20 protein-coding genes are annotated in these 22435 nt (G+C 40.0%); 4 read left to right on the forward strand and 16 right to left on the reverse strand.

What is annotated here, in order from left to right; all coding sequences use genetic code 11:
• The first annotated feature begins 10 nt into the window (after positions 1-10).
• A complete protein-coding gene (locus N480_RS19165; RefSeq protein WP_063374036.1) occupies positions 11-1921 on the forward strand; it encodes a monovalent cation:proton antiporter-2 (CPA2) family protein in 1911 nt (636 codons plus the stop codon).
• A gap of 264 nt (positions 1922-2185) precedes the next feature.
• Here the strand turns inward: N480_RS19165 and N480_RS19170 are convergent, their stop codons facing one another.
• Complete coding sequence (locus N480_RS19170; protein ID WP_063374037.1) at positions 2186-2692, reverse strand: GNAT family N-acetyltransferase; 507 nt, start codon at positions 2690-2692, stop codon at positions 2186-2188.
• 104 nt (positions 2693-2796) lie between these two features.
• Positions 2797-3096, reverse strand: a complete 300-nt coding sequence (locus N480_RS19175) for a DUF3088 family protein (protein WP_063374038.1) — start codon at positions 3094-3096, stop codon at positions 2797-2799.
• Positions 3097-3763: 667 nt separating this feature from the next.
• Here N480_RS19175 and N480_RS19180 point away from each other — a divergent pair.
• Entirely contained in the window at positions 3764-4141 is a 378-nt protein-coding gene (locus tag N480_RS19180; protein ID WP_063374039.1) for a hypothetical protein, read from the forward strand.
• A 266-nt stretch (positions 4142-4407) separates the two neighbouring features.
• Here N480_RS19180 and N480_RS19185 read toward each other — a convergent pair whose 3' ends face one another.
• From N480_RS19185 to N480_RS19245, 12 genes are all read right to left on the reverse strand, one after another.
• Positions 4408-4920 carry a YgjV family protein gene (locus N480_RS19185; protein WP_063374040.1) on the reverse strand — a complete coding sequence of 171 codons (513 nt, stop codon included), beginning with the start codon at positions 4918-4920 and terminating at the stop codon, positions 4408-4410.
• 210 nt (positions 4921-5130) lie between these two features.
• Positions 5131-6006 carry a hypothetical protein gene (locus N480_RS19190; protein WP_063374041.1) on the reverse strand — a complete coding sequence of 292 codons (876 nt, stop codon included), beginning with the start codon at positions 6004-6006 and terminating at the stop codon, positions 5131-5133.
• A gap of 62 nt (positions 6007-6068) precedes the next feature.
• Positions 6069-6950, reverse strand: coding sequence for a hypothetical protein (locus N480_RS19195; RefSeq protein ID WP_063374042.1), 882 nt, complete (start codon positions 6948-6950; stop codon positions 6069-6071).
• 43 nt (positions 6951-6993) lie between these two features.
• Entirely contained in the window at positions 6994-7863 is an 870-nt protein-coding gene (locus N480_RS19200) for a hypothetical protein (RefSeq protein ID WP_063374043.1), read from the reverse strand.
• Between the two features lie 665 nt (positions 7864-8528).
• Positions 8529-9251, reverse strand: coding sequence for a class I SAM-dependent methyltransferase (locus N480_RS19205; protein WP_063374044.1), 723 nt, complete (start codon positions 9249-9251; stop codon positions 8529-8531).
• Between the two features lie 378 nt (positions 9252-9629).
• Complete coding sequence (locus tag N480_RS19210) at positions 9630-10034, reverse strand: hypothetical protein (RefSeq protein ID WP_063374045.1); 405 nt, start codon at positions 10032-10034, stop codon at positions 9630-9632.
• A gap of 115 nt (positions 10035-10149) precedes the next feature.
• Positions 10150-10755 carry a hypothetical protein gene (locus tag N480_RS19215; protein WP_063374046.1) on the reverse strand — a complete coding sequence of 202 codons (606 nt, stop codon included), beginning with the start codon at positions 10753-10755 and terminating at the stop codon, positions 10150-10152.
• Positions 10756-10863: 108 nt separating this feature from the next.
• Positions 10864-11205 (reverse strand): hypothetical protein, encoded by a 342-nt coding sequence (locus N480_RS19220; protein WP_081225599.1) that lies wholly within the window; start codon positions 11203-11205, stop codon positions 10864-10866.
• A gap of 326 nt (positions 11206-11531) precedes the next feature.
• Entirely contained in the window at positions 11532-12503 is a 972-nt protein-coding gene (locus N480_RS19225; RefSeq protein ID WP_063374047.1) for a hypothetical protein, read from the reverse strand.
• A gap of 336 nt (positions 12504-12839) precedes the next feature.
• Entirely contained in the window at positions 12840-13571 is a 732-nt protein-coding gene (locus tag N480_RS19235) for a carbon-nitrogen hydrolase family protein (protein ID WP_063374049.1), read from the reverse strand.
• A gap of 228 nt (positions 13572-13799) precedes the next feature.
• Positions 13800-14681 carry an alpha/beta hydrolase gene (locus N480_RS19240; RefSeq protein WP_063374050.1) on the reverse strand — a complete coding sequence of 294 codons (882 nt, stop codon included), beginning with the start codon at positions 14679-14681 and terminating at the stop codon, positions 13800-13802.
• A gap of 125 nt (positions 14682-14806) precedes the next feature.
• The gene (locus N480_RS19245; protein ID WP_196761519.1) at positions 14807-16279 is read right to left on the reverse strand and encodes a LytR/AlgR family response regulator transcription factor; all 1473 of its coding nucleotides are present in this window, start codon (positions 16277-16279) and stop codon (positions 14807-14809) included.
• A 197-nt stretch (positions 16280-16476) separates the two neighbouring features.
• Here N480_RS19245 and N480_RS19250 point away from each other — a divergent pair, with 197 nt between their 5' ends.
• Positions 16477-18024, forward strand: coding sequence for a serine hydrolase (locus tag N480_RS19250; RefSeq protein WP_063374052.1), 1548 nt, complete (start codon positions 16477-16479; stop codon positions 18022-18024).
• 92 nt (positions 18025-18116) lie between these two features.
• Here the strand turns inward: N480_RS19250 and N480_RS19255 are convergent, their stop codons facing one another.
• Positions 18117-19673 carry an MBL fold metallo-hydrolase gene (locus N480_RS19255; RefSeq protein WP_063374053.1) on the reverse strand — a complete coding sequence of 519 codons (1557 nt, stop codon included), beginning with the start codon at positions 19671-19673 and terminating at the stop codon, positions 18117-18119.
• 200 nt (positions 19674-19873) lie between these two features.
• Between N480_RS19255 and N480_RS19260 the strand changes: the two genes are divergently transcribed.
• Positions 19874-21979 carry a winged helix-turn-helix domain-containing protein gene (locus N480_RS19260; RefSeq protein WP_063374054.1) on the forward strand — a complete coding sequence of 702 codons (2106 nt, stop codon included), beginning with the start codon at positions 19874-19876 and terminating at the stop codon, positions 21977-21979.
• A 75-nt stretch (positions 21980-22054) separates the two neighbouring features.
• On the opposite strand, the gene N480_RS19265 is transcribed toward N480_RS19260, so the two are convergent.
• Positions 22055-22363, reverse strand: coding sequence for a hypothetical protein (locus N480_RS19265; RefSeq protein ID WP_063374055.1), 309 nt, complete (start codon positions 22361-22363; stop codon positions 22055-22057).
• Positions 22364-22435: the final 72 nt, after the last annotated feature.

The following is a 22435-nucleotide window of genomic DNA, read 5'->3' on the forward strand; positions in this document are numbered from 1 at the left end:
AGTACGCCTTATGACTATCTACTTCATTCAGGCTTTTGTGTATTTACTTGCTGCCGTGGTAGCTGTTCCTCTGGCAAAAAAGCTAGGGCTTGGGTCAGTCTTAGGGTACTTGATCGCTGGGGTTATTATTGGCCCAATTACAGGTATTGTTGGCCAAGAAACCGTAACAATTCAGCATTTTGCAGAGTTTGGTGTAGTTATGATGCTGTTTCTAGTCGGACTTGAGCTACATCCACAAATGCTTTGGAAAATGAGAAATCGATTAATCGGACTCGGTGGGCTACAGGTTCTTTTAAGTGCCTTATTTATAAGTGCCGTTGCCTACTTTCTGGGGCAAGCTTTAACCGTTGCTATCGCAATTGGTTTAATTTTTTCACTCTCTTCGACAGCGATTGTACTTCAAACATTTAATGAGAAAGGCCTGAGTAAAACAGAGGGTGGCAAAAATGCATTTTCTGTTTTACTGATGCAAGATATCGCTGTTATTCCGATGCTTGCCTTTATTCCCATGCTAGCAATACCCGAGCTCGTTGCTTTAGCTGAGCATGGCAAAGCAGCAGCCGAGCACCAAGAGCAATTAAGCCTCGTAGCCGGCTTGCCCACGTGGGCATTCGCGCTCGCCATTTTGGCCAGTATTAGCAGTGTAGTTGTTATCGGGCACTTTTTAAGTCGCCCCTTATTCCATTATGTTGCTCAGTCAGGCCTAAGAGAAATTTTTGTAGCAACTGCACTACTCATTGTAATTGGTATCGCTGCATTGATGAGCTTAGTGGGCCTCTCACCAGCGTTGGGCACCTTTATGGCTGGCGTTGTGCTGGCAAATAGTGAGTTTCGCCATGAACTAGAGTCGAATATAGAACCTTTCAAGGGGCTACTCTTGGGGCTATTCTTTATAACCGTGGGTGCCGGTATCGACTTTGTGGTTTTCACAAGCAACATCGCAACAGTTATCGGTTTAACCATAACTGTTATGGTGATAAAAGGCTCTGTACTTTGGGGGCTCGCGAACCTGTTTAAGATCCGCAACAGTGATAGATGGCTTTTTGCTCTAAGCCTAGCTCAGGCAGGAGAATTTGGCTTTGTATTACTCAGTTTCTCCTTACAAAATAATGTTATTCCAGAGCATATTGCACAAATCTTGCAACTTGTTGTTGCACTGTCGATGTTCCTAACACCCTCACTATTCATTCTGTTCGAGAAAGTAATTATGCCTCGTTACCAAGTTTCAGGTAGCTCAAAACCATTTGATGTTATTGATGAACAGGGAAAAGTGATCATAGCAGGAGGCGGTCGATTTGGCCAAGTTGTGAATAGACTGCTGGTTGCAAATGGCATTAAAACAGTCGTCATGGATCTTGATGCGTCCCAAGTTGAAAACCTTAGAACAATAAAAATAAAAACCTTTTTTGGTGATGCAACAAGGCCAGAGTTGCTACACACGGCTGGAATAGACAATACGAGTACGCTTGTCGTAGCGATAGACGACAGAGAAAGCGCTAAGAGTCTCGTACATTATGCCAAACATAGCTTTCCAAATATTAAAATAATCACCCGTGCATACGACCGAGGGCACAATTATGAACTCAGGCAAGCAGGCGCCGATATCATAGTTAATGAAACGTATCACTCAGCATTAGAAGTTGGTGCTCATGCCATGACGTCTCTAGGTTACCATCCATTTTTAGTCGAACAGAAAAAATACGCGTTTGTAAAAACAGAAGTTCAAGCTTCTCAATACTTGTATGAAAAATGGTCCCTAAGAAGTGAAGGAGAACAATATGATCACGATTATCGTAAATTATTTATGCAGATCGAAGAAGCAATTAAGGAAGCTATGCAATCAGACCGAATCGATAAACACAGCCACGATGAGCGAGGATGGACACCACCGCCCAAAGGGTATGAAAATGACTTTGACTAAGCGCTATTCAATAATTGAGAGTCGAGTCTTTCTATTCTTGGAGGGTCCTGTCGTTACAAACATCTAAAAATCATAATGTTCTACGGGAATTTCCATACCGGTTGCCACTTAAATCCGGTATGACCCCTGTGGTTACTTCATTTAAAAAATTTTATGACTCACTGGCGACACAAAAGTAAAGTGATAATAAACTAAGTTCCCATAAAACTCTGTATATCATTCATCCCAAATCACTGAGACTGTGGCTGGCAACAACCGCTACAATTAGTTACCTAGCATACAACCTAAAACCACGCTATTTTGCGTTCCACTGCTGCGTTTATCTGGGTCATGGAAGGTCTCATAAATTGTAAAACCGGCATTCTTCATCATGCCTGCAGACGCCAAGTTCTCTTCATGGCGTTCAATCAAAACAGATTTCGAATTTAAAGACTTTGCTTTATGTTTACACTCCCTGAGTAGTTGGGAGGCAATACCCATTCCCGAATGTTCTTTTGATACGACAACATCCCCGATAAATGACGATTCCGCAACTCGAGCATATTTCTCTATATAACTTGGAGCATCAACACCTGAAATAAGAATGGCCAACCCAACTATTTGATTTTGATAAATTGCCACTGCGGCATGGGCCCTTCCACTCTCGACCAATTGTAATTCGGCGTCGACTCCTTCTTCAGTCAAATAATTCCATTCATTAGGACCATATTTCCATAGTAGCGATTTTAATTCACCAACCTCTGTGGTTTTCGCCAATCTATAACTAATCATCAGTAATAACTCCTTTATCAAACATGCATCAGTCTACATTCCAATCTTTCGCCAGCTCAATGTCATTTACATGTTAGCCATCAAGCTCGCGAAGATAACGCTCACTATGGATGAGCAGCCGCACCCCCAAATTGTTCAGCGAGATAATTGATAATTTCAACTGGTTCAGTAATTGTGTCACCGCTTTCTAAAACCAATACCGGAAGCCATTGCTTATCAGCGCCTAACAAGTCTACAAGTACTTTCCTTGGGCGCTCAAATTCAAGACGTTGGACTTCTACTTTCTCATGCCAATGTGTATTAACAGACAAGGCACCTTCAATCATGGCGCAATGAGAGCATATCCACATTTTTCCTGGCCCATCTTCAAATGGCATTTTTAAAACAAAGAGCTTTGGTTTCATATTTGTATCATTCCCAAATGCAATCACAATAACTATTTTATTAAAGTAATTATCTACTTAAAATTTGAAGGCTCAATATACATTGAAAATAGAAGTAATGCATTTTTATGATGTAATCCATTCGGGCGCTTGTGGGTCAAGCCCCCTTAAAAGCGCTTTTAGCGCCCAGAAAACACCAAAAAATCTGTAGACCACATCGAGGAGTAAAAAGAAGCTAGCAACACATGATAATAGACATTAATTACCACCCCTTTTGTATTAACGTTTCAACTCAAAGATGCGGGATGACTTATAAACTTTAACGTTACACACACTTGAAATTAAAAAATGAATATATTTATTTGAATTAAAGATGCGAGTACCATGCAAAAACAATTCAGAATACAATAGCTGAGCCGCCAGCATTATAGGTACAGACTAAGAATCGGTTAAAATCAATCTATGAGAATCAACAAATTAATTAATAATACCAGCCTATCCAAAAAAACAAACAAATTACGAAACAACAAACACTTACGTTACTAAAAAATAACCTACATATAACTTTAAAAATAATAAAAAATTCCACGACATTTTGAGTTGACTACTTTAACTTTCACTTATTAACTTGTTATTGCGCTCTACTGAAAAGCGCGATAATAAAATTGTTAAAAGACAAGGACAAAATATGAAGACAACAATAAAAGCACTGACACTAATTGCGAGTACAGTTTTTGCCGGTCAAGCCTTCTCTGCTGAGCTAGTGTGCGCAGTATACGCAAAAAGTGGTGGCAGCTCGTGGGGCAATGGCACAGCAAACTGTGAAGCTTTCGATTATTCTTTCAGCAGCGCTACGGGCGGTCGCTTTTACCTTAAGAATGTGACCAAAACGGTTAAGGAAGTAAGATGGAACGGCTCAGCTAGATGCAGCACGACAGCAAGCACTAGCTGCAACGCGACAATTCGTGCTTACGCAACGAACCAAGCAACTGCCACTATTTTATACACAGATGGCACATGGGAATCTACAAATGTAGCTAGAGCCTATTATGAAACAGGTCACTAATCTACATTAGTTAACAAATTCAGCACCAGATGTAAGTTGTAGGTGCTGTATCAAACAGGTTCCTGTAAAAGCCAAGTGTAGAATGTACCAAGTTTAAGCCGCGACAATTGAACAATCACGTTCAGCCCTACTTTCTTTAACTGCACAGTTTTAACTATTGATAATAAAGACTAACCCCGTAAAAAATATAAAGATATTTTTTATAAAATGAGACTCTTTATTGTGCTTTTTTATTGTAATGAACACATTATTTAAAAATGCCATTTTTACGTCTTTTTAGATGGCGCTGTGCTGTTTAAAAAATAATACCTGTAAAAACCAACTACACCACTTACGACAAAACACAGCTCTAAGATAATGGCAATAGGAGACATCAAAATTACATTATGGACTAGCCAAATTGTACCGCCAATGATCATCAATACACGCATTGTTTTATCTTTGCAAAACCCGGATAGCGTTATAAAGATTGTTGCACATAGCCCTAATAAGCTTAATAGTCCTGTATACGTAAAGACTGTAATGCCGAAGCTTATAGACAAAAAAGCAGCAGCTAATCTTAGGTTTTGCCACCTCAAATTAACTAAAAACCTTACGCTCGATAGTAAAAAAATGAACCCAGCTGTCGCTTGTTCTAGCAAAAAGTAATGAAAGCTATTAAACAGACAACTTAAAGAAAGTAATACAAGCAGGTGCGGCTTACGCTTCATCTGCATCGCCGTAGCCTCAATTATTAATGCAAACGCGACTAACACTTGCGAGGCAATAAAAACAGACATAGGATTCCTTGCTTATTTAAAGCTAAAAAGTATTTAAATAGAGAGGGTCAAATAATTTCAAAACGACTCATAGCGAAGTTTATACATAATAACCTCTTTTTCAAAGCGATAAGCTTGCTAACCTAAAAGAGTAACAAGCTTATCATCTTTACAAAAAATAATACTGAAGCGTACATTGAGGGGGTGAAACGCATCACGCTTCGAGGCGTTCTAAAAAATCAATGCAGCAGGCAACGCATCTCGCATAGCTAGTCTCTGGCTCATCTCTTTACTTCGGTCTTCTACGAGGTAACCAGATAAAAACCCTTGGGTTACGACTAAGTGACTTTTTCCAGCTTGCACTGCATCTTTAAAGTTAATGTTAGAGCTAAAGAGCTGTGCCGTTACTTCTGAAGACTCTATCGACACTATCTCATCAAACACACCATCTTTACGAATCAGCTTATCGCGGTTCGTCAAATATTGTGCATTTTTTAATACTCCCTTAGACGTGAGCAGCGGATGCTCACTGGTAACAACCAACTCTTGGCCACTTGAGGTTATAATTTTAACAATGGAAACTTGCCCAATATCACGTTTTTCACTGTTAATAGAAACCATTTGCTCAGTAAGATTAATTGACTCCAGCGTAGAGGTTTCATCAACTACTATCAGTTGCTTTACCTCTTGCGAATATGCGTCGTAAATAGCACGTTCTCCAGGCGCGAACAGCAAAGAGCTACTGCCAAACGCTTTATCCGATAAACAGGTGACCATCCCCCTGTAATGATAATTCTCACAGCTGTAATTTTTAACTCTTGGTGCAGCAAACCAATCATTGAAATTACCTGGTTTATAGTAGCTAGAAAAATACAGTGCAGTGCGCCTGTTTCCCCAGTCGTCATAGACATTGTAGTCATAGGACCTATACGACAAGTACTTACATCTCAAAGACCAATCATTTCGACCTAAAGCTTCAAAATATGTCAACCTGTCTTCTACATAACAACGTTTATCGATTCGATCTGGCGACAAAGCAGCCAGCGGCGCGCTCACAGCCAATGTTAACCATGTGGCTGAGAAAAGCATGTTTATATTTAATTTCATCATTTTATCCTTAAAAATCATCGTGTTTTCGAGTAGCTACTGCCGTACTCATGCCCGGTTCGTTAAAAAATCAACGAATCAGGTATATTGTCGCGAAGAGCCAATCTGTGACCTTTGGCACTGTGTTGATTCTCGAAAAGGTAGCCTGAAAGGTACCCTTGTGTCACAACAATGACATTGTTTTGATTATGTTTCTGGGTGGTTTGTTGAATATTGATATCGGTTTTATAGAGTTGCGCTGTAATAGATAGCGGCTCTACGGATAAGATACTTTCAAACTCACCGTCTTGACTGACTATTTCATCATAATTCGTGAGATATTTGGCCGCCTTAAATTTACCTGTCGCAAGAAGTAACGGATGCTCAGGCGTAACCGTGAGTGTGCTACCTGTTTGAGTTGTGATTTTTACGACCGATAATGAGGATATTGATGCTTCCTCACCGTATATAGACACATTTGCCTCGCCAAGATGAATTGAATCTAATGTTGAACTTTCATCTACAATAACCAGTTCATGCACTTGCTGTGTATAAGCATCAAATATGGCAAATTCACCCGAAGCGAACAATAAACTTGTAGAACCAAATGGCGCATCGGATAAGCACCCTATGTAGGATGTATGTCCATATGAAGTACAGCTGTACGACTTAACTCTTGGTGCTGAAAACCAGTCTGAAAAATGACTGGGCTTATAAAAGCTTGGGTAATATACTTGCGATCTTCTATTACCCCAATCGTCGTACACAAAATAGTCATGAGTTCTAACTGAGATTAGTTCACAACGAAGTGCCCAGTCACTGCGGCCCACAGCTTCAAAGAAGGTGAGTCTATCCTCGATATTACATCGCTGTTCAATATTAATTGGATTTGGATTGTCTGCTTCTACCTGTATTGAAAATAAGACCAATACTGAAACAAAAATAAAGTTTTTGGTTTTTAACATCGGTTAATTCCTTCTTTGCTCGAAAACTGGTGTGCATTACACATTAAAATAGTAACGACTCGGAGATTGAATCGCGCATGAGTAGCCTCTGACTCATCTTATTTTCCTTTCTTGGCAATAGATAACCTGATACAAACCCTTGAGTTACAACCAATCGATTACGACTTTCAGATGAAGGCTGCGTTACATCTATGTCTATGTCAAAGCGATTAAGCTGTATCTTTTTTTCAGAAACGACGGTAAGGGCAACCTGTTCAAATTTGCCATTTTGATTAACTAAAGCGTCTGAGGGAGTCAGTAGGTTCGCACTTTTCAAAGTACCATCGGATAGCAGCAGTGGGTGATCTGAAGAAACCATTAAGCGACTACCATCTTGTGTATAGATTGTAACTATCTCCACATCCTGCAGCGCAGTGCGAGAGCTTTGAACGTACGCCTGAGCTTCAGTAAAGTTAATGTGCTCGGCAGAGGCGCCATTATCAACAACAATTAACTGGTGAAACTGTGGATAAGAGACATCTCTAGGGAGAAGTTCACCAGACACAGATAACACATGTTCCAAATAAACATGATCGGAATTACACCCTAAAGACTTTGTGTAGCTATGACGTTCGCAGCTCGACATTCTTGCTCTTGGTGCCGAAAACCAGCTGTCAAAATTACTTGGATTATAGTACGACGGGTATTGCAGTACTCGACGCATATTCCCATAGTCATCAAAAACATTATAGTTGTATGTTCTTGACGAGATATAATTACACCTCAGTGCCCAATCATTTCTTCCTAAACCTTCAAAAAAGGTCAACCTGTCACTTCTGCATCTTTTCTCAGCTTTTAAAGGGTCAAGTGCATAACTAGAACCACAAAAACTAAATAATGATATTGACATGGCTATAAAAATAGAGGTTTTCATAGTATTTCAATCCTTAAAATAATATTTTTCGAGCCGTATTATTTCTTTGCTTAGCTCAACACCCATACACCAAAGTTAAAAAGTAAAGACAAATAATACTGCTTACCTGCATACATAACATAAAACAAAAACACATGATTAAAACTAAGCAGCAATTAACTTCTTAAATCATGCTAACTCTATGCTCCCCTTCTGGCAACATCATAAAAAGTGAAAATAAATCAGCATTCTAAAGAGATTAACAATCAAAAATAGATGAAAAAATGCACACCTTGCAATATTTAATAAAACAAACTAAAAATTGAAATATATTCATTAAAATTAGCACCAAACTAAAACAAACAACATTGCAAAAAACAAAAAGTTCCAGTTTTCGAAATTCAAGTGAAAAATTAAAAACATAAAATCAATAAAAATTTATTAAATCATACTTATCAACATAGGTAAGGCTTGTTTAAAATTCTTATTTGGATTTTTGGAGTGTATCGTTCAGGTTAATTAAGTGTTTTTAAACTTATTTCGCTCAGTATGAAAGGTATCTGTTACTATCTAGTATTTGAGGCGTTAATAATGCTGGCTAATACGCCTCCATGACGTCTATTAGCTCGGCACTATTTTGTATCACGTTGGCACTTTATGCGTGCCTAACAAATTCGAAAGTCCTCCTAAGATTCAACTTTTTCGAATATGTAAAAACCGTATCCTAAATAATCTCTACCCCACTTCAAGTAAGCGTTAAGCCACTGTTGAATATGAGATTGCTTGCCTAAAAGCTCCTCATTGTTAGGATCAAGTTTTATTTGGTTGTGAATAGTTCGGCTTCGGCGCCATTCAAAATCGTCCCATTCATCTTGATTGCTCGATGTAGCGTAAAGAGGCTTAAAACCATACTTTTCAAACACCTCTATGTTACTTTTATAATCCCGATAAATGCTGGCAGGCTGACCGAGGAAATCCAAAAACGCTTGAGGAGGGGCCTTTTTCCAGTAACACTCGCCGAGTAAAAGGCGCCCGCCCCTTCCCAATAATTCATAGGCTTGTTGCGCCATATTTGGAAGAGCCGCTTCTTGTGTACCAAACGCATGGGATGAACCGTTGCAAACAAAAAGGTCATAATATTGTGACTTGATTTTCAACTCATCAAAACGCTGACATGTAAACTGATATTTTGCTTCGCAGCTCCGACTTTTCGCTGCGTCATTTGCTATAGAAATAAGCTTACTATCGATATCAACACCAAGAACATTGATGTCATAGGTATCTAGTAAGTTTAACAAAAACCTGCCATTTCCACAGCCAACCTCCAAGACTTTATTGTTAGGTTGTAAATCCAATAAGGATGTCAGCTTACGCTCTTTTTCCTTTCCAAGAGGGCTATTATATTCCAATTTAAAACAATCCTTTTTATATATAAAAACAGAAAGATATCACCAATTAAAGTTAAGCAAAAACAAATTTCAATCCGCAAAATTTAAAAAATTAAAATCGTACTGCTGTCATTTACACCTTTTGCTTTACCTACCTAGGCTTTCTGATTTATCACCAAATAACGAATCGAGCTATATACCACAATAAAAAGTAACAGCTATAACATTCAAACAATTCGTAAAATACACTTCATCTGCACTTATTATCTTCGATATATTATCCCTCTATAGCTAGCTTGATAAAAATAGATAATTAATTAGATAAGTGGGTTAAGCCGCTTTATTGATAAGTAATAGGCAAACTCGTGAGCATGTCAATATGGCCACAATAAGTGCTAATCAAATACCCAATAGAGGCAAGTTTTTTCTAAGCTTATATGTCAATGCAAGCTCTATACAGTGAGTAATAATCGTTCTGGGGAGCGTTTCAGATAGGCTTAAAACTATGGCCCGTGTACTTTGAAGCACAAGGTGCTCCCCATATACTACTCGAAATGTGTCAACCAATTTGGTTTGGCAATTAAAATACATAAAATAATGGTCAGGGTAAGCTCGCTTCCAATCAATCCTAATTGGGCTGCCCGTTTTGACGCTGTAACTTACTTCCCCCCATTTCAAAGACTGATCCACTGCCCCCAAACCTAAACTACTCGCTACATCTAAAATAAGGTTATGCAATTCCATTAACCTCTCTTGAGCATGCATTGGGTATTCTGCGAGTTTTAGCTTTATCAGCGGGTCCAATGACACCTCCTAGTAAGAGTTGTGGGCGTTAACTATGGCGATTTACAATAAAAATAGCCTACAAGAAGTAAAGCTTTTTCTCGTCTTAGGCCACAAACTATGGTGGCCTACCACTTTACAACTTAGAGGGTCTGAACTCTAGACCAAACTCTTTTAACATTCTATCTAGTTTTTCTTCATTCTTTGAGTCCAAAATAGTTGCATAAACCCATTTGTAATAGCCGTTCGTCGATAAGTTCTCTTGTGCCTTTTGTTTACCAACCAGTTGTGTGAGCGCTATATATTCAAGATAGCAAACAATTAAATGGCTTAAGGTACTTCCTTCGTCTCGACTTCCATATGGAAAGCCTACTTTAACACTTGGAAAGTCTTGCTTGATCCGCGCACGGAAATCTTCCATGCTTGGCTTACCGTTAATAATAACGTGCCAATGAAACTGCTCATGTAAATATGTGGAAAGCAGCTTAATTTTGTTTTCTAGGTATTTGTTTTGCGTACTCATAGTGATGACAGGATGGCTGTAAGGAACCTTCGCCCCTTGATCGACCAAAACCTTATCAGTGTATATCCAAGATCTCAGGTCGTATTGCTTATGCAATGCCTCTAAATCAGATTTGATTTTCTGCTCTTTAGTTGATTGATTTACCGTTGTAATATCTACTTGAGCCAGAGATGAAAAAGTAGAAAAAGAAAGGATAAAAAGTACAAACAAAAATTTCATAGTTATTCAGTATAATTAATAGTTATTTTTACAGTGCAGTTCAAAGCTAGTTAAAAAGATAGGAAAATTTTATTCTATGCGAGTGGAATAAAAACTTCCTCCCTGTATTTAAAATCCAATAGCAAGCATCAACTTACATTCTTTTGTTATCATGCCATCCCAATCTTGAGTTTCATTTGCATGAACAATAATAGGGGTTTTTAATTGGTAAGCTTCCTTAATAAAGTCATACATCGCTGCATTTTTGTCACTTGCACCATCTAGCCAGTAGCCACTGGGGCATAGCGCTCGCGCTTCTTCGTCTTGGTTTTCCAAAGAAAACTTAAATACACCACCAGTATAATCCGACCAAGTCATTAAGTAAGAAATCTTTTGTGGTATTTTGGTTTGCATAACAGCCAAAGAGTGAAAAGATAATATTGTAGCGAGTATAAACAACAAGTTTTTCATTTTATTTTCCTTATAGAAACGAAATGTAAATATAACAACAAATCACTCCTCTAGAAACTTTATAAAAGCAAACCCATAATTATATTAATTTAATCATATAAAATAGGAACATACGTGCAAAAAGCAGGCTAGTAGTAACCCTCTAGATTGTATGGGTGAGAGAAAATTGAAATGGGGAAATTTCTTCAATAAGTACCCAGCACCCTCACGATTTCGTCTGATACACCATGCTGTATATTCGATATACTACACCTGCAAAATTCTAATGTGCCACTTATCCAATTATTAGTTTAGGTATATTGTTTCACACAAAACCCTTTGCTAGGTTAAACAACATAATCCACTTGCTGAATTAAATTAGGGGTTCCCTTATCATCCAGATAAAACCCACTTCTCCTTACGGCACCTTTTAACTCTCCCGACTCTCTGATATTTAACGGCGTCTCTACATTTGTAACAGAAATAGCACCGATTCCAGCCTCATCAAGAGAGAGCAGTTTATCTTCGTCGATGTTCTTTACCCAAACACGGAGACTGTCAAAGACATCGTCATTCTCGTCAATAAAGCCATTTTTATCTTTGTCATACTGGGCCAAATCTGCAAACCCATTTCCACTTAACGCACCAAAAAGCTCTTTCCCATCATCTACTTTGCTATTTTTATTGAGATCCAACGCCAAGAACCCATAGCCTTTCTTCAGATGCGCAAAGCTGTCTTGTTGCCCATCCGCGTCAATATCAAAGCGCATATCTTCCTTATCTAGCTCTACTGACTTATTGTTAAAGCTAATCACTAACGGGTCTTTCATATCAACGCTTTCAATTGTTCGCTGATAACTCGAATACGACTGTGCAAATTCAGCTTTGAAAACGAAATCAATTTGTTCTCCGCTTTCAAGCCTTATCTGACCATCTACTCTCAATGCATTTGATTGACTCTCATTCGTGTAGCGATCCACGATTATTTGAACGGCTGGGGGTTGTTCACGGTCCAAGTTTTCAGCATTCGAGACAGCATTTGAGGTGCCGTGATGTGATACATCAGTTTCAATAACATCGTCATACCACTGTACGTCTTTTCCTGTCAGCTTTTGAATTAACAATTTTAAGATATACATTTTTGCCCCAGCCTGCATGCTTAATTCATCGTCCACTTGAACACTCTCTAACTGCGTCATGTCAGAACCTTCTAGTGAGGCAATTTCATCGGGACTAGTCACCTCTGTCCGCTTTTCAATAACCTGACGTTTCTCTTCATGCTTATTCATCATGCTAACTTGTGCACTTTCAATTTTCATAACCCCTCCTATCACATCCATGCACTTTTATATCGGCAGAAGCGGTTAATTATTAAGCAGTCAACTGGTAATAAATGAAGGTATGAAGAGCAAAGCTAATAGAGTTGGGTTGTCATCTGAAAAATCCCAGAGGCTGCTCCCCAACATATCAGCCCGATTACTTAGAATATCAAAGACCTTTGATATTCCTTGATAGAGCCACAGTCTTATAAATAGGGCGTTTAAAGCTTGAGTAACTGTTACGGATACTTTGACAGTTGCATCCACATTATTACCTAACGTGATGTTTATGACACCACCAAGCTCTGTATTGAAATCCAATAACCCGAGTTTACGTTACATGGGATATACCTTGCCAACCCATGAGTCACTGCCCGCTTGCGCAATAACCAGCGCATCTTCGCATTGCTTAACCTGTGCAATGAGGTTGTTTTTGAACCAAATGGCGCTTTTGCCAGCAGTATCTAGGCCACCACTCGGCTTGCTGTAATTGGCAATCGCCACCAACAATCCATACTCAGATGCATAACTAGACCACATTTTTGCATCTTTGTTATAACCCTGCGGGGTAACGAGTACGCCAGCAATATATACGCTTGCTCCCAGAGCAACGCTAGATTGCGCGTGTTGAGGATTAATGGTGTCCGCGCAGATAGCGTTTGCAATGCCATGCTTTCCTACTTGAAATAAGTGGTGCTTATCACCATGGGTGAAGTATTTCTCTTCACCTTCATGTAAAAACATCTTTTCGTATGTTTCGACCACTCCAGTGCCATGAATTAATATCAAACCTATCTTGGGCGACCCTATTGTTTTCAGAGGCGCGCCAACACCAATCGACAAATTGTATTGTTTTGCTGCATCAATTAATGGCGCTAAACGGTCATCGTCTTCGGTAAATGCTAACTCATTTGCCAATTTTGGTTCATAACCCGTCAGAGACAACTCTGGAAAAACTAGGTAGTTAACGCCGTATTTGCTTGCTTCTTGTATATATCTCAGGTGTTCATCTATATTAGACTCAACATCTCCACGAATTGAACCGCATTGCGCCAATGCAACAATCATCTTTACTCCTTTAGATTAAGTTAGAAACATATACGTTTACTCTTTGAATCATAGTGATAATACCCCACCTACTTTACGCTGATAGCAGGATTTTACACTAACCGTGGTATGCCTAGACTAGGCCTCCACCGCAGCAGAAGCCTATTTTAATTTTGAAAGGGTTACAACCACTCAATGGTTATAATCAAGCCGTTTATGGCTCGAACCAAATTCCTTATTGTCAATTTGCTAGTGACCTTGGCTGACAGACTTGTCGCAAGTAACAGGGTAGCACTCAAATGCTGCTCTTAGCCCTTTGTAAAGGCTCTGATGTAACATCGACATATGATTCTCATCCTGAAATACCTCATAGATGCCTTTTGTCTTGCTTGCAGCTAATAGCAAGTGGCCTGTGCGAGCAATCGCTTGAATATGTGCTAAGTAGTCTGCTAAGAAATCACCTGCTCCATCATGGTCATGACCTGCAGCTACATAAATATTATATGCCTTTGAGTTGAATAAACTCGCAGATAGCTCGACTTGATTTACGATAGTGGCATTGTCCCACCACATAGAAGGGTCAAGTGCGATGTAAGATTTGAAAGTATCTTGGATCTGCTCGTTAAGTGCAGCTGTCATTGTAAACAGGCCACCCAATGAATGCCCTGCTAGCACTCTAAAATCATTTGTGCGGTATTTATTGTCGATATACGGTACGACTTCACTGTGTATAAAGTCTTGGAATCTAGCACTTTGCCCCGTAGTGTTTGGTGTGCTATGGCCATCATTTGGTACTGTGGGGGTTAGATCTCTAGCTCTGTTTTGTCGCGTATCAATCGCCACGAGTATTGCCTGTGGTATATGCCCCACTATATTTGCAAACCACATACTTTCAGCTGTTATAAACTGATAAACTGCTCCATCAGTTATATACACAACTGGGTAGCGCTTTTGAGCGTTCTCTGGACGGTGGTAGCCTTGAGGCAGCGCAACCCAAACCTTTTTACTCTCAGGCAAAATGTTAGGGTCAAATGTAAGTTCAACAGGTTCATGCCGATAGGTATACGGCTCATAAGCTGCAAAAGCCGAAAAACAAAACAGTGTTATTATAATGCCAAGTATTGCTTTCATATCAATCTCCTTTTAAATGGTCGACACTATAGACCACACCACCATGGATTTGTTCGAAATTTTTGTGTAATTTTCACTCAATCGTTTGTAGTCACTAGCGTTAATATTCCTGCTACGCAAAACGTTTAAATTAATACTTTACGCACTTTGGGCATAATTCTTCGACTTACAGGGATTTCAGCCCCTGTTGTTAAAGTCAGTATACCGCCACCAGAAGTAGATTTTTCAAGTGACTGTACATAGTGTGTATTCACAAGGTAGGAACGATGAACTCGCACAAACAAATCAGGTAATTTTTCTTCCATTGTGCTTAAACTCTCACTATGTAAAACACGCTTTGTATCGGCAATATTCACTTCCACATAATCTCTTGCCCCTTTGCAAAAGCAGATCTGATCGGCAGAAAACCACTCAACTTTGCCGGAGTGATTCAGCATGATTTTAGTAGGTTGCCTCGCTTCAGAGTAGTCGTCTAAAGCACGCTGCAGGCGGTCTGCTCTGCTTTGCTCTGAAAGCCTTTGTACTTTTTCATTCCTGTATGCAATTGCATGCTGCACCAGGAAGTAAAGTAACAGTAAAGAGACAAAATAGTAGAAGTAAACATCCAGAAATTTACCTGGCAGGAAAGCAATAAGCATTGAAAAAATAAAAAGAGCAACAGCGTGCGCTAACGCTGATTGACGCTTATAAACAGTTGCATATACAGCTAAAGCTAAACAAATAAATGCAGGGATCTGAATCGCAAAAATAGTGCTCTGCTCTATAGAGTTAGATTGATATACGGCAGCTAATGTTAAACATAAAGCCGACAGCACGAGTCTCTTTCTGCCTGAGTTTAGAAAAGCGTGCGCTAGATAGGTAAGTAAGCAAACACCGCTGAGTGAACCCAATGCAAAAATCGACAAGACTCTAATTTCATGAACCGGATAGTTGTATGCTATTAACCCGCGTAAGAGCTCTGTTACTAGTTGGGCCATCACAACAGTCGTCAATAATGGTAGTAGCAGGTTATATTGAGAGACCGTACCAGTCAGCACTAATGGTAGTGTATAGACCAATCCAATTAATAATATGCCCAGTGGGATAAATGACGGCAAATAATTTCGAAGGACGACATTTTGAGGTGACGCATAATCGCTAATGATTATACGCTGTATTAGTTGCTCAAAGCCTATCAAGTTATGGTGTGATGACAGCTTTATCACCAACTCATTATTGTGTGCTTTGAGTAAATTGGCTGGTAAGTATGTGACGTAATCCATTGCCCCGGCAATCTCGTCAGAAGGGATTGCTGAAGGCAAACCATTTCGCCCAATCATTTGACCATTTAAATAAAATTCAGCCGCGGCTTTTGCAGAAATAAACAACCCTAAGGGCTTGTTACGCAGCATCAATAACTGGTCTGCATCAAATAATGCACCTACCCATACAAGCTTGTCATACTCGTTGACCTCACTCAGCGACCTCTCTTCGCACTTTGTTTTGAAAAACCCGGTTACTAGCCCTTCTGCCTCACCTCCTTCACAGATCTTAACTGATTGAATATAAAGCTTATTATACGTTGAGGCATGCGCTTCTAACGATATTAAACAAGTCATTATGACAAATAAAAGGAGAACTAATCGTGTGTTTGCAGTCAAAACGCTTGTCGCTTTACTTTTACTTAGCAGGTGCTTAGGGTGCGATACCACTTGCAGAAAATTAGCTACCGTTTGCATATAAGTGCTAGAAATATAAAAAGTAATTGTTATTGTCCTTAAAAGTTATCAATACGCTTTAAAGAGGGCCTATATCAATGAACTATATCAAAAAATCAGTTTGCACTGGATTTATATTTTTGCAAACACTCTTGATACCACAAGCACAATGTGCAGGATTCAATCAAAATCAAGTGGATTCGTTAGTCAAAAAGGCGCAACGCGAACTTAATGTCCCTGGCGTGGCGCTCGCAATAGTAAAAGATAATGAAGTCATCCATGTAAAAGGATATGGGGTTAAATCTATAAATAATGGCGACCTTGTCGATACAGGCACATTATTTCAAGTCGGCTCGATTACTAAGTCATTTAGGACAGCCGCGCTTGCCCTTTTAGTTGATCGCAATAAGCTTAATTGGGATGATAAAGTCATAGACCATTTACCCAACTTTCAAATGTACGACCCTTGGGTCACTCGTGAGTTTACTATCCGAGATTTATTAACCCATCGCTCTGGGTTGCCTCTAGGAGCAGGAGACCTACTTCAGTGGCCCGACGCAAAAGCCACAACAGATGAAATCATCGCTGCACTTCGGTTTTTAAAGCCTCAGAGTTCATTCAGATCACAATATGCATATGACAATTTAATGTATATCGTAGCGGCAGAAGTCATCCGAGTTGCATCGGGCATGCCTTGGGACCAATTTGTAGACAAAGAGCTGCTAGCACCTCTAGATATGGAGGACTGTGTGGCCCATTCCAAGCGTATTGCTGAGCCGGCTCTGCGCGCCACACCTCATATGGAAGTTGACGGGAAGTTAAAAACCACATTTTTCAAAAACGCTGATTTAGTCAACTGTAATATCAAGGGCATGGCTAAGTGGGCGCAAATGCACCTCGCACAAGGTAAGCTGCCAAATGGAGAGCCACTTATTTCAATGCAGCAACAACAAGAAATGTGGCGTCCTGTGACCTTACAACAAGTATCGAATCTCGCTAAAAAATACTCTCAAACGCACTTTCAAGCTTATGGCCTAGGCTGGCGGCTCATGGATTTTCACGGCCATTTGCATGTTTCGCATGGCGGTGCTGTACAGGGTATGACGTCTCATATGGCCTTTTTACCAGAGAAAAACATCGCTGTTATCGCATTGACAAACCAATGGTCCAGAGCTGCTCAAGGCCTTACGGCAACGATTTTAGAAAGCTATGTAACCGATCAACCAACCGATTACATTGATATCTATATAGAAGGTAGAAAACGCTATGCCGCAATGCAAAAAAACACAAAGACAGACAAGCACAAGACTACCGAAGCGTCAAAAAGGCCTCCCACCCTATCGCTCGAGAGCTACACGGGTGTCTTCCATGACAGTTGGTATGGTGAAGTATCAATTGAAATAAATGACAACGCACTATTAATCAACTTTTCTCGTAGCAAAGCACTCACTGGAAAACTCATACATATTGATGGAAATCGTTTCATCGCAAAATGGACTGACAGAACTCTTAATGCCGACGCGTACGTCAACTTTGAGGTTAGCTTTAAAGGTGAGGTTTCAGGATTTAAAATGAAAGCTGTAAGCCGCAGTACTGATTTCTCTTACAACTTCCATGATTTAAATTTGAAAAAGTTAAATAAGTAGCGATGTCGCTAGGTGTTGTCTTTCAGCAAACCTGTACATTAGAGCCAATATCAACTTCTACTGTACAGGTTAATCGACTCTAAAGTGCGACCTTATTCGCTGTACAGCCTGCCTACTAACTCTTTATTATTCGGACAAACATACCCTAGAGCCTGATTAAACTCATCGTTAGACAACACTCTTCCATGGTGTGACGACACATATTTCTGCACATCTAGCCCCAAAGAGTTTATCTTCTTTTCAAGAGTTTCTGAACGGTAGTACACATCGCGACTTGGCCAACTGTTTGGCGAATGAAACCCTGCCTCCAAGCTACTCCCATACATATCTTCTGCAAATAGCACCTTTTGCTCGGGCAAGTAAATGACTAAGTTATGATCAGCATGACTACTTGGTACATCAAAAACCTGAACTTTGCCATTCGCCAACTCCGTGGCATCTTCCACTATGGTCATCTTTTTTGGTGTCACTGGTAATCGTTGACTAGATTGCACCGCCTCAACATGCTCAGATAAAAGCAGCAATTGAGCGCCATGTTCAATCACATCATGCAAGCCCATCAAGTGGTCGTCATGATGATGAGTAACGATAAATTGGGATACAGGTTTCTTATTCCCTGTATATTGATGTAAATGCGCTAAGCGCTGCTGCCAAGTGAATGCGTCGTTGGGCATTTGCCAAGACCCCATGGAAATATACGACGCGCCAACATCCACAAACAAGGTAAACCCCCAATCCTGACCAACCAAATACACGCCTTCTGCAACTTGATTGATGCTGGGTTCGGCAAAATCCAAGAATTTGACTGCAGGTTTACGTCGATACTTTTTTGGCTTTAAAATCAATGATCCGTTTGTATCGTTCACGGTCACTTTTCGAGACGTCACATGCTTATATGGGTGACCGTCGTTACTTATCATGGTTTGATTTGCCCAAACAATGCCAAGGTTGTTTTGTGTATGGTTTAGAAAATCATAGCGTGTTTCAGTATCATTTTTTTTGCGTACAACCCTCGATAACAGACCTGTTTTGCTGTCAAAAAACATCGTATGTTGACTGTTGGTTTTCGTCATACTTAGTACATCGTGACTGCGACCTTTTATCAGCATGGTACCTTGACGTTCCATTTGTGTTGTTGACTCAGCCAAAGCTTTAACAATTAAAGAGTCTACAGCCGCTTCCATGTCGAGTGAGACTGAGTCCCAGTTAATCCGTGTGGTTGGCTGAAATGTCTGCATACAGTGGTCAATATGAAAGCCTTTTTCACCTCCAAACCGTCTGTCAACGACTGTCATATCATAATAACCGTAGTTACCGATTAAGTTTTGGTCACTTCGCTTAAAGATTTTTGTTTTCGAAATGTAGTTGATTTTCAGTTGCTGATTATAAGTGTGCAACTGAATGCCATGCGCTCCGTGTGCTGCAAATCCGCTTTGTCCTTCAGAGAACCGATATAACTGCTCTTCAATTTGCAGCTGTTCAAGCGACATCAAAGTATCTCCGCCATAGGCTTCAACGGCACGTTTTATAATCTTATTAACCGTGTCATCGGCTGTGGCTCCTTGACAGTCAAAAGTCAATAAACAGCCAAACACATAAGACGTAACGCCCAGTTTCTTTGTAAAGTTAGTTTGTGAAAATACGCACACAGTATGACTCCTTAACTTGTGCAAAATCAGAGCCTCTACTTTGTGCAAGGCTAACTAAAGTACAACAATGGAGGGCTGATGAAATCATGATTAATAGCTGATATCTATAATTAACAATGAGTTAGAATGTTGACTTAGGCTCGACATCAGCTGAACATATCCATATACTCATGCTTATTCAGGCCTGTAATTGTTAATATATGACCTTACCTCAGCGTTTTATCATCGATGGTTACCTAATAGATATGTCTCTTTCAGAGGTAACGGGTAAAGCGGGTAGCATAAAAGTAGAGCCCAAGGTGCTTCAAGTCTTACTTTTGCTCGCACAAAACGCTCAGCAAGTCGTCAGTCACCAACAGATTATGGATCAGGTTTGGCAAGGCTCCGAAGTGGTACCCAACGCCCTACAACGATGTATAGCAAGACTACGCAAGGTACTTGGTGACAACGCCAAAGCGCCATGCCTTATCGCGACTCACCCTAAAATTGGCTACAGGCTCATGGTTAATGTGCAATGGCAACAAGCACAAACCGAGCAAAGTGCAGTTAGTAGGGTTCCACAAAAATTAAAAGGGATCTGGAAATGGCCAGCTCTTGTGGTTGTGCTCATTTCATTCGGGCTATTTTTCGCTGTTTTCACCCCCCCCTTAGAACCAAAAATAAAATCGATAAAAACAATAACTCATACTGATTCATTTGAAAGTGATGTCTCATACAGCCCAAATGGACAGTACATTGTATTTAACCGTCAAACCCAATCGTGTTACAGCCATATTTGGGCCAAAAATTTAAAAACAGGGACTGAGTCCAGACTGAGTAAGCAAGCAGGGTTTTATAGAGACACTCGATTTACTTTTGATGGTCGAAGTGTCATTTTTACACAGCAACAAAACTGTGACCAAAAGGCAATAGAATTTGAGCCCCAAAGCGCAAACTGTTGGCAGATCAACAGCCTAGATTTTGCAGAATCGTTAAGCTCTCCACAACCCTCTGCGCTGCGTTATCAATGCCAAAATCAGTCGATTACGCGTCCAATTGCACTGCCAAACCACCAATATGCTTTTTTGAAAACCGAACAAGGCAACTCAGGGTTATTTATTTACAACGCACTAAATCAACAAAGTGACGTTTTGTTCGCGCCCTCGGCTCTTTCCATTTATGGCTATGACTATTCTCCTGTTCAGTCGCAATATGCAGTCATTGGTTTTAATCCTGATTCTGAGCATGTGTTGAGCATACTGAATGAGCAAGGTAGAGTTTTGCAGCAAAATATCGTTACTCTTAAAAAGACTATTCTTCCTCTAACACAGTTTGAAATTCGTTATTCAAATGAGGGAGGTGCCTTATTGGCCGTGAGTGACGGCACTTTGTATCACTTGAGTATGGACGGTGAACTAAGCGAATATAAACCCCTGCAGAAAAACATCATAAGTGTCCAAAAGCACCCTACAAATGCTCAAGTCATTGCGATTACTGGGTACAAAGACACTGATATTGCCAATGTGCCAATTTATACACAACGCAGCACCCCAATACAATCTGGGATCAATCAGAGTGTACAGCCATACAAAAGCTTTGCACGCACAAAAAGCGCCGAAAAATCTGCAAAATTTCAGCCCTTCGGCGACCTGATTGCTTTTATCTCAGAAAGAAGTGGTAATGATGAAGTCTGGCTATGGGATGGCGCGCAGGCAACACAGTTAAGTGACTTTGCGAATAATAGCCGTATTGAGCAACTTACTTGGTCTCCTGATGGCAAGCAAATCGCCGTGGTGAGTAATGGGTTACTCAAATTAATCGATTTAGAAGGAAACACACAAAGCTTCAATGCTCCCGTTCTGTTGGAGAAAGTTGCTGGCTGGCACCAAAATTCGAGCTTACTGGTCACTGCAACAGCGGCAAACGCGCGCGCTTTGTGGGCTCTAGATTTAAAGACATTGCAATTCACCCCTCTCCCAATTGAGGGGGTTATCAATACATGGTCTACGAGCCACACTCTATATTTTAGTCACTTAAACGGCAAAGTGTTTCGAGTTTCTCTACCAATTGACTCTCAAGCTCCCGAATACATGTCCGCTTTAAATGGTAAAAGCTTAGTGCTATCTCAGAACAAGTTTTATAGCTATGACCAAACCTCAAGGTACCTATCTATGTACAATCTGGAAGGTGAGCTTATAAAACAAATACGCCCGCTTAAACCGTTCGCATGGAAACTATCAGACGTCAAAGGTCAACATATGCTCTTAGAGCAAGTAATTGAAGTCAACCAAGAGATCATTGAACTAGAGCTGTCTTATGACCATTAACTTAATTCAGCATCCCGTACTTTTAAAAAAGTTAATGGCCTAATTTTTCGCACTTTCTATTGTCTTGGTTCGCAATTAAAACTCTCGTACTGGCGTATTCCCTTCAAAATAAACAACACACTCAGCTTGTATGTTATGTTTGCTTCGTTGCGTTTCACACTCTTCAAGTGCTCTTTTATTTGCAAGCTGCTGAGTTGGAAAGCCGTAACTAAACCCACTACCCCAAACGCCATTGTCGTCAAGCGCAGCTGCATATGCCTTTTTTGCAGAGCTGCAAGACAGGTATTTTTCAACGTCTACTTCAAACTCACTGACATCCAAAAAGGTATTAGTGTTACAGGCTGTCAATAAGCTGATAGAAAATAAACTCACAAATAACTTCATAGTATATTTATTCCTAAGTGGCATCGAACACTGTCAATCATGCACCTTTGGTAACCTGAGACAATGTGTTCA

The sequence above is a fragment of the Pseudoalteromonas luteoviolacea S2607 genome, assembly GCF_001625575.1.
In the GTDB taxonomy this organism is placed as follows: Bacteria; Pseudomonadota; Gammaproteobacteria; order Enterobacterales; family Alteromonadaceae; genus Pseudoalteromonas; species Pseudoalteromonas luteoviolacea_E.

Coding starts and splice junctions, on each gene's coding strand:
- N480_RS19165 (WP_063374036.1), top strand. CDS start 11: ATGACTATCTACTTCATTCAGGCTTTTGTGTATTTACTTGCTGCCGTG.
- N480_RS19170 (WP_063374037.1), bottom strand. CDS start 2,692: ATGATTAGTTATAGATTGGCGAAAACCACAGAGGTTGGTGAATTAAAA.
- N480_RS19175 (WP_063374038.1), bottom strand. CDS start 3,096: ATGAAACCAAAGCTCTTTGTTTTAAAAATGCCATTTGAAGATGGGCCA.
- N480_RS19180 (WP_063374039.1), top strand. CDS start 3,764: ATGAAGACAACAATAAAAGCACTGACACTAATTGCGAGTACAGTTTTT.
- N480_RS19185 (WP_063374040.1), bottom strand. CDS start 4,920: ATGTCTGTTTTTATTGCCTCGCAAGTGTTAGTCGCGTTTGCATTAATA.
- N480_RS19190 (WP_063374041.1), bottom strand. CDS start 6,006: ATGAAATTAAATATAAACATGCTTTTCTCAGCCACATGGTTAACATTG.
- N480_RS19195 (WP_063374042.1), bottom strand. CDS start 6,950: ATGTTAAAAACCAAAAACTTTATTTTTGTTTCAGTATTGGTCTTATTT.
- N480_RS19200 (WP_063374043.1), bottom strand. CDS start 7,863: ATGAAAACCTCTATTTTTATAGCCATGTCAATATCATTATTTAGTTTT.
- N480_RS19215 (WP_063374046.1), bottom strand. CDS start 10,755: ATGAAATTTTTGTTTGTACTTTTTATCCTTTCTTTTTCTACTTTTTCA.
- N480_RS19220 (WP_081225599.1), bottom strand. CDS start 11,205: ATGAAAAACTTGTTGTTTATACTCGCTACAATATTATCTTTTCACTCT.
- N480_RS19225 (WP_063374047.1), bottom strand. CDS start 12,503: ATGAAAATTGAAAGTGCACAAGTTAGCATGATGAATAAGCATGAAGAG.
- N480_RS19235 (WP_063374049.1), bottom strand. CDS start 13,571: ATGATTGTTGCATTGGCGCAATGCGGTTCAATTCGTGGAGATGTTGAG.
- N480_RS19240 (WP_063374050.1), bottom strand. CDS start 14,681: ATGAAAGCAATACTTGGCATTATAATAACACTGTTTTGTTTTTCGGCT.
- N480_RS19245 (WP_196761519.1), bottom strand. CDS start 16,279: ATGACTTGTTTAATATCGTTAGAAGCGCATGCCTCAACGTATAATAAG.
- N480_RS19250 (WP_063374052.1), top strand. CDS start 16,477: ATGAACTATATCAAAAAATCAGTTTGCACTGGATTTATATTTTTGCAA.
- N480_RS19260 (WP_063374054.1), top strand. CDS start 19,874: ATGACCTTACCTCAGCGTTTTATCATCGATGGTTACCTAATAGATATG.
- N480_RS19265 (WP_063374055.1), bottom strand. CDS start 22,363: ATGAAGTTATTTGTGAGTTTATTTTCTATCAGCTTATTGACAGCCTGT.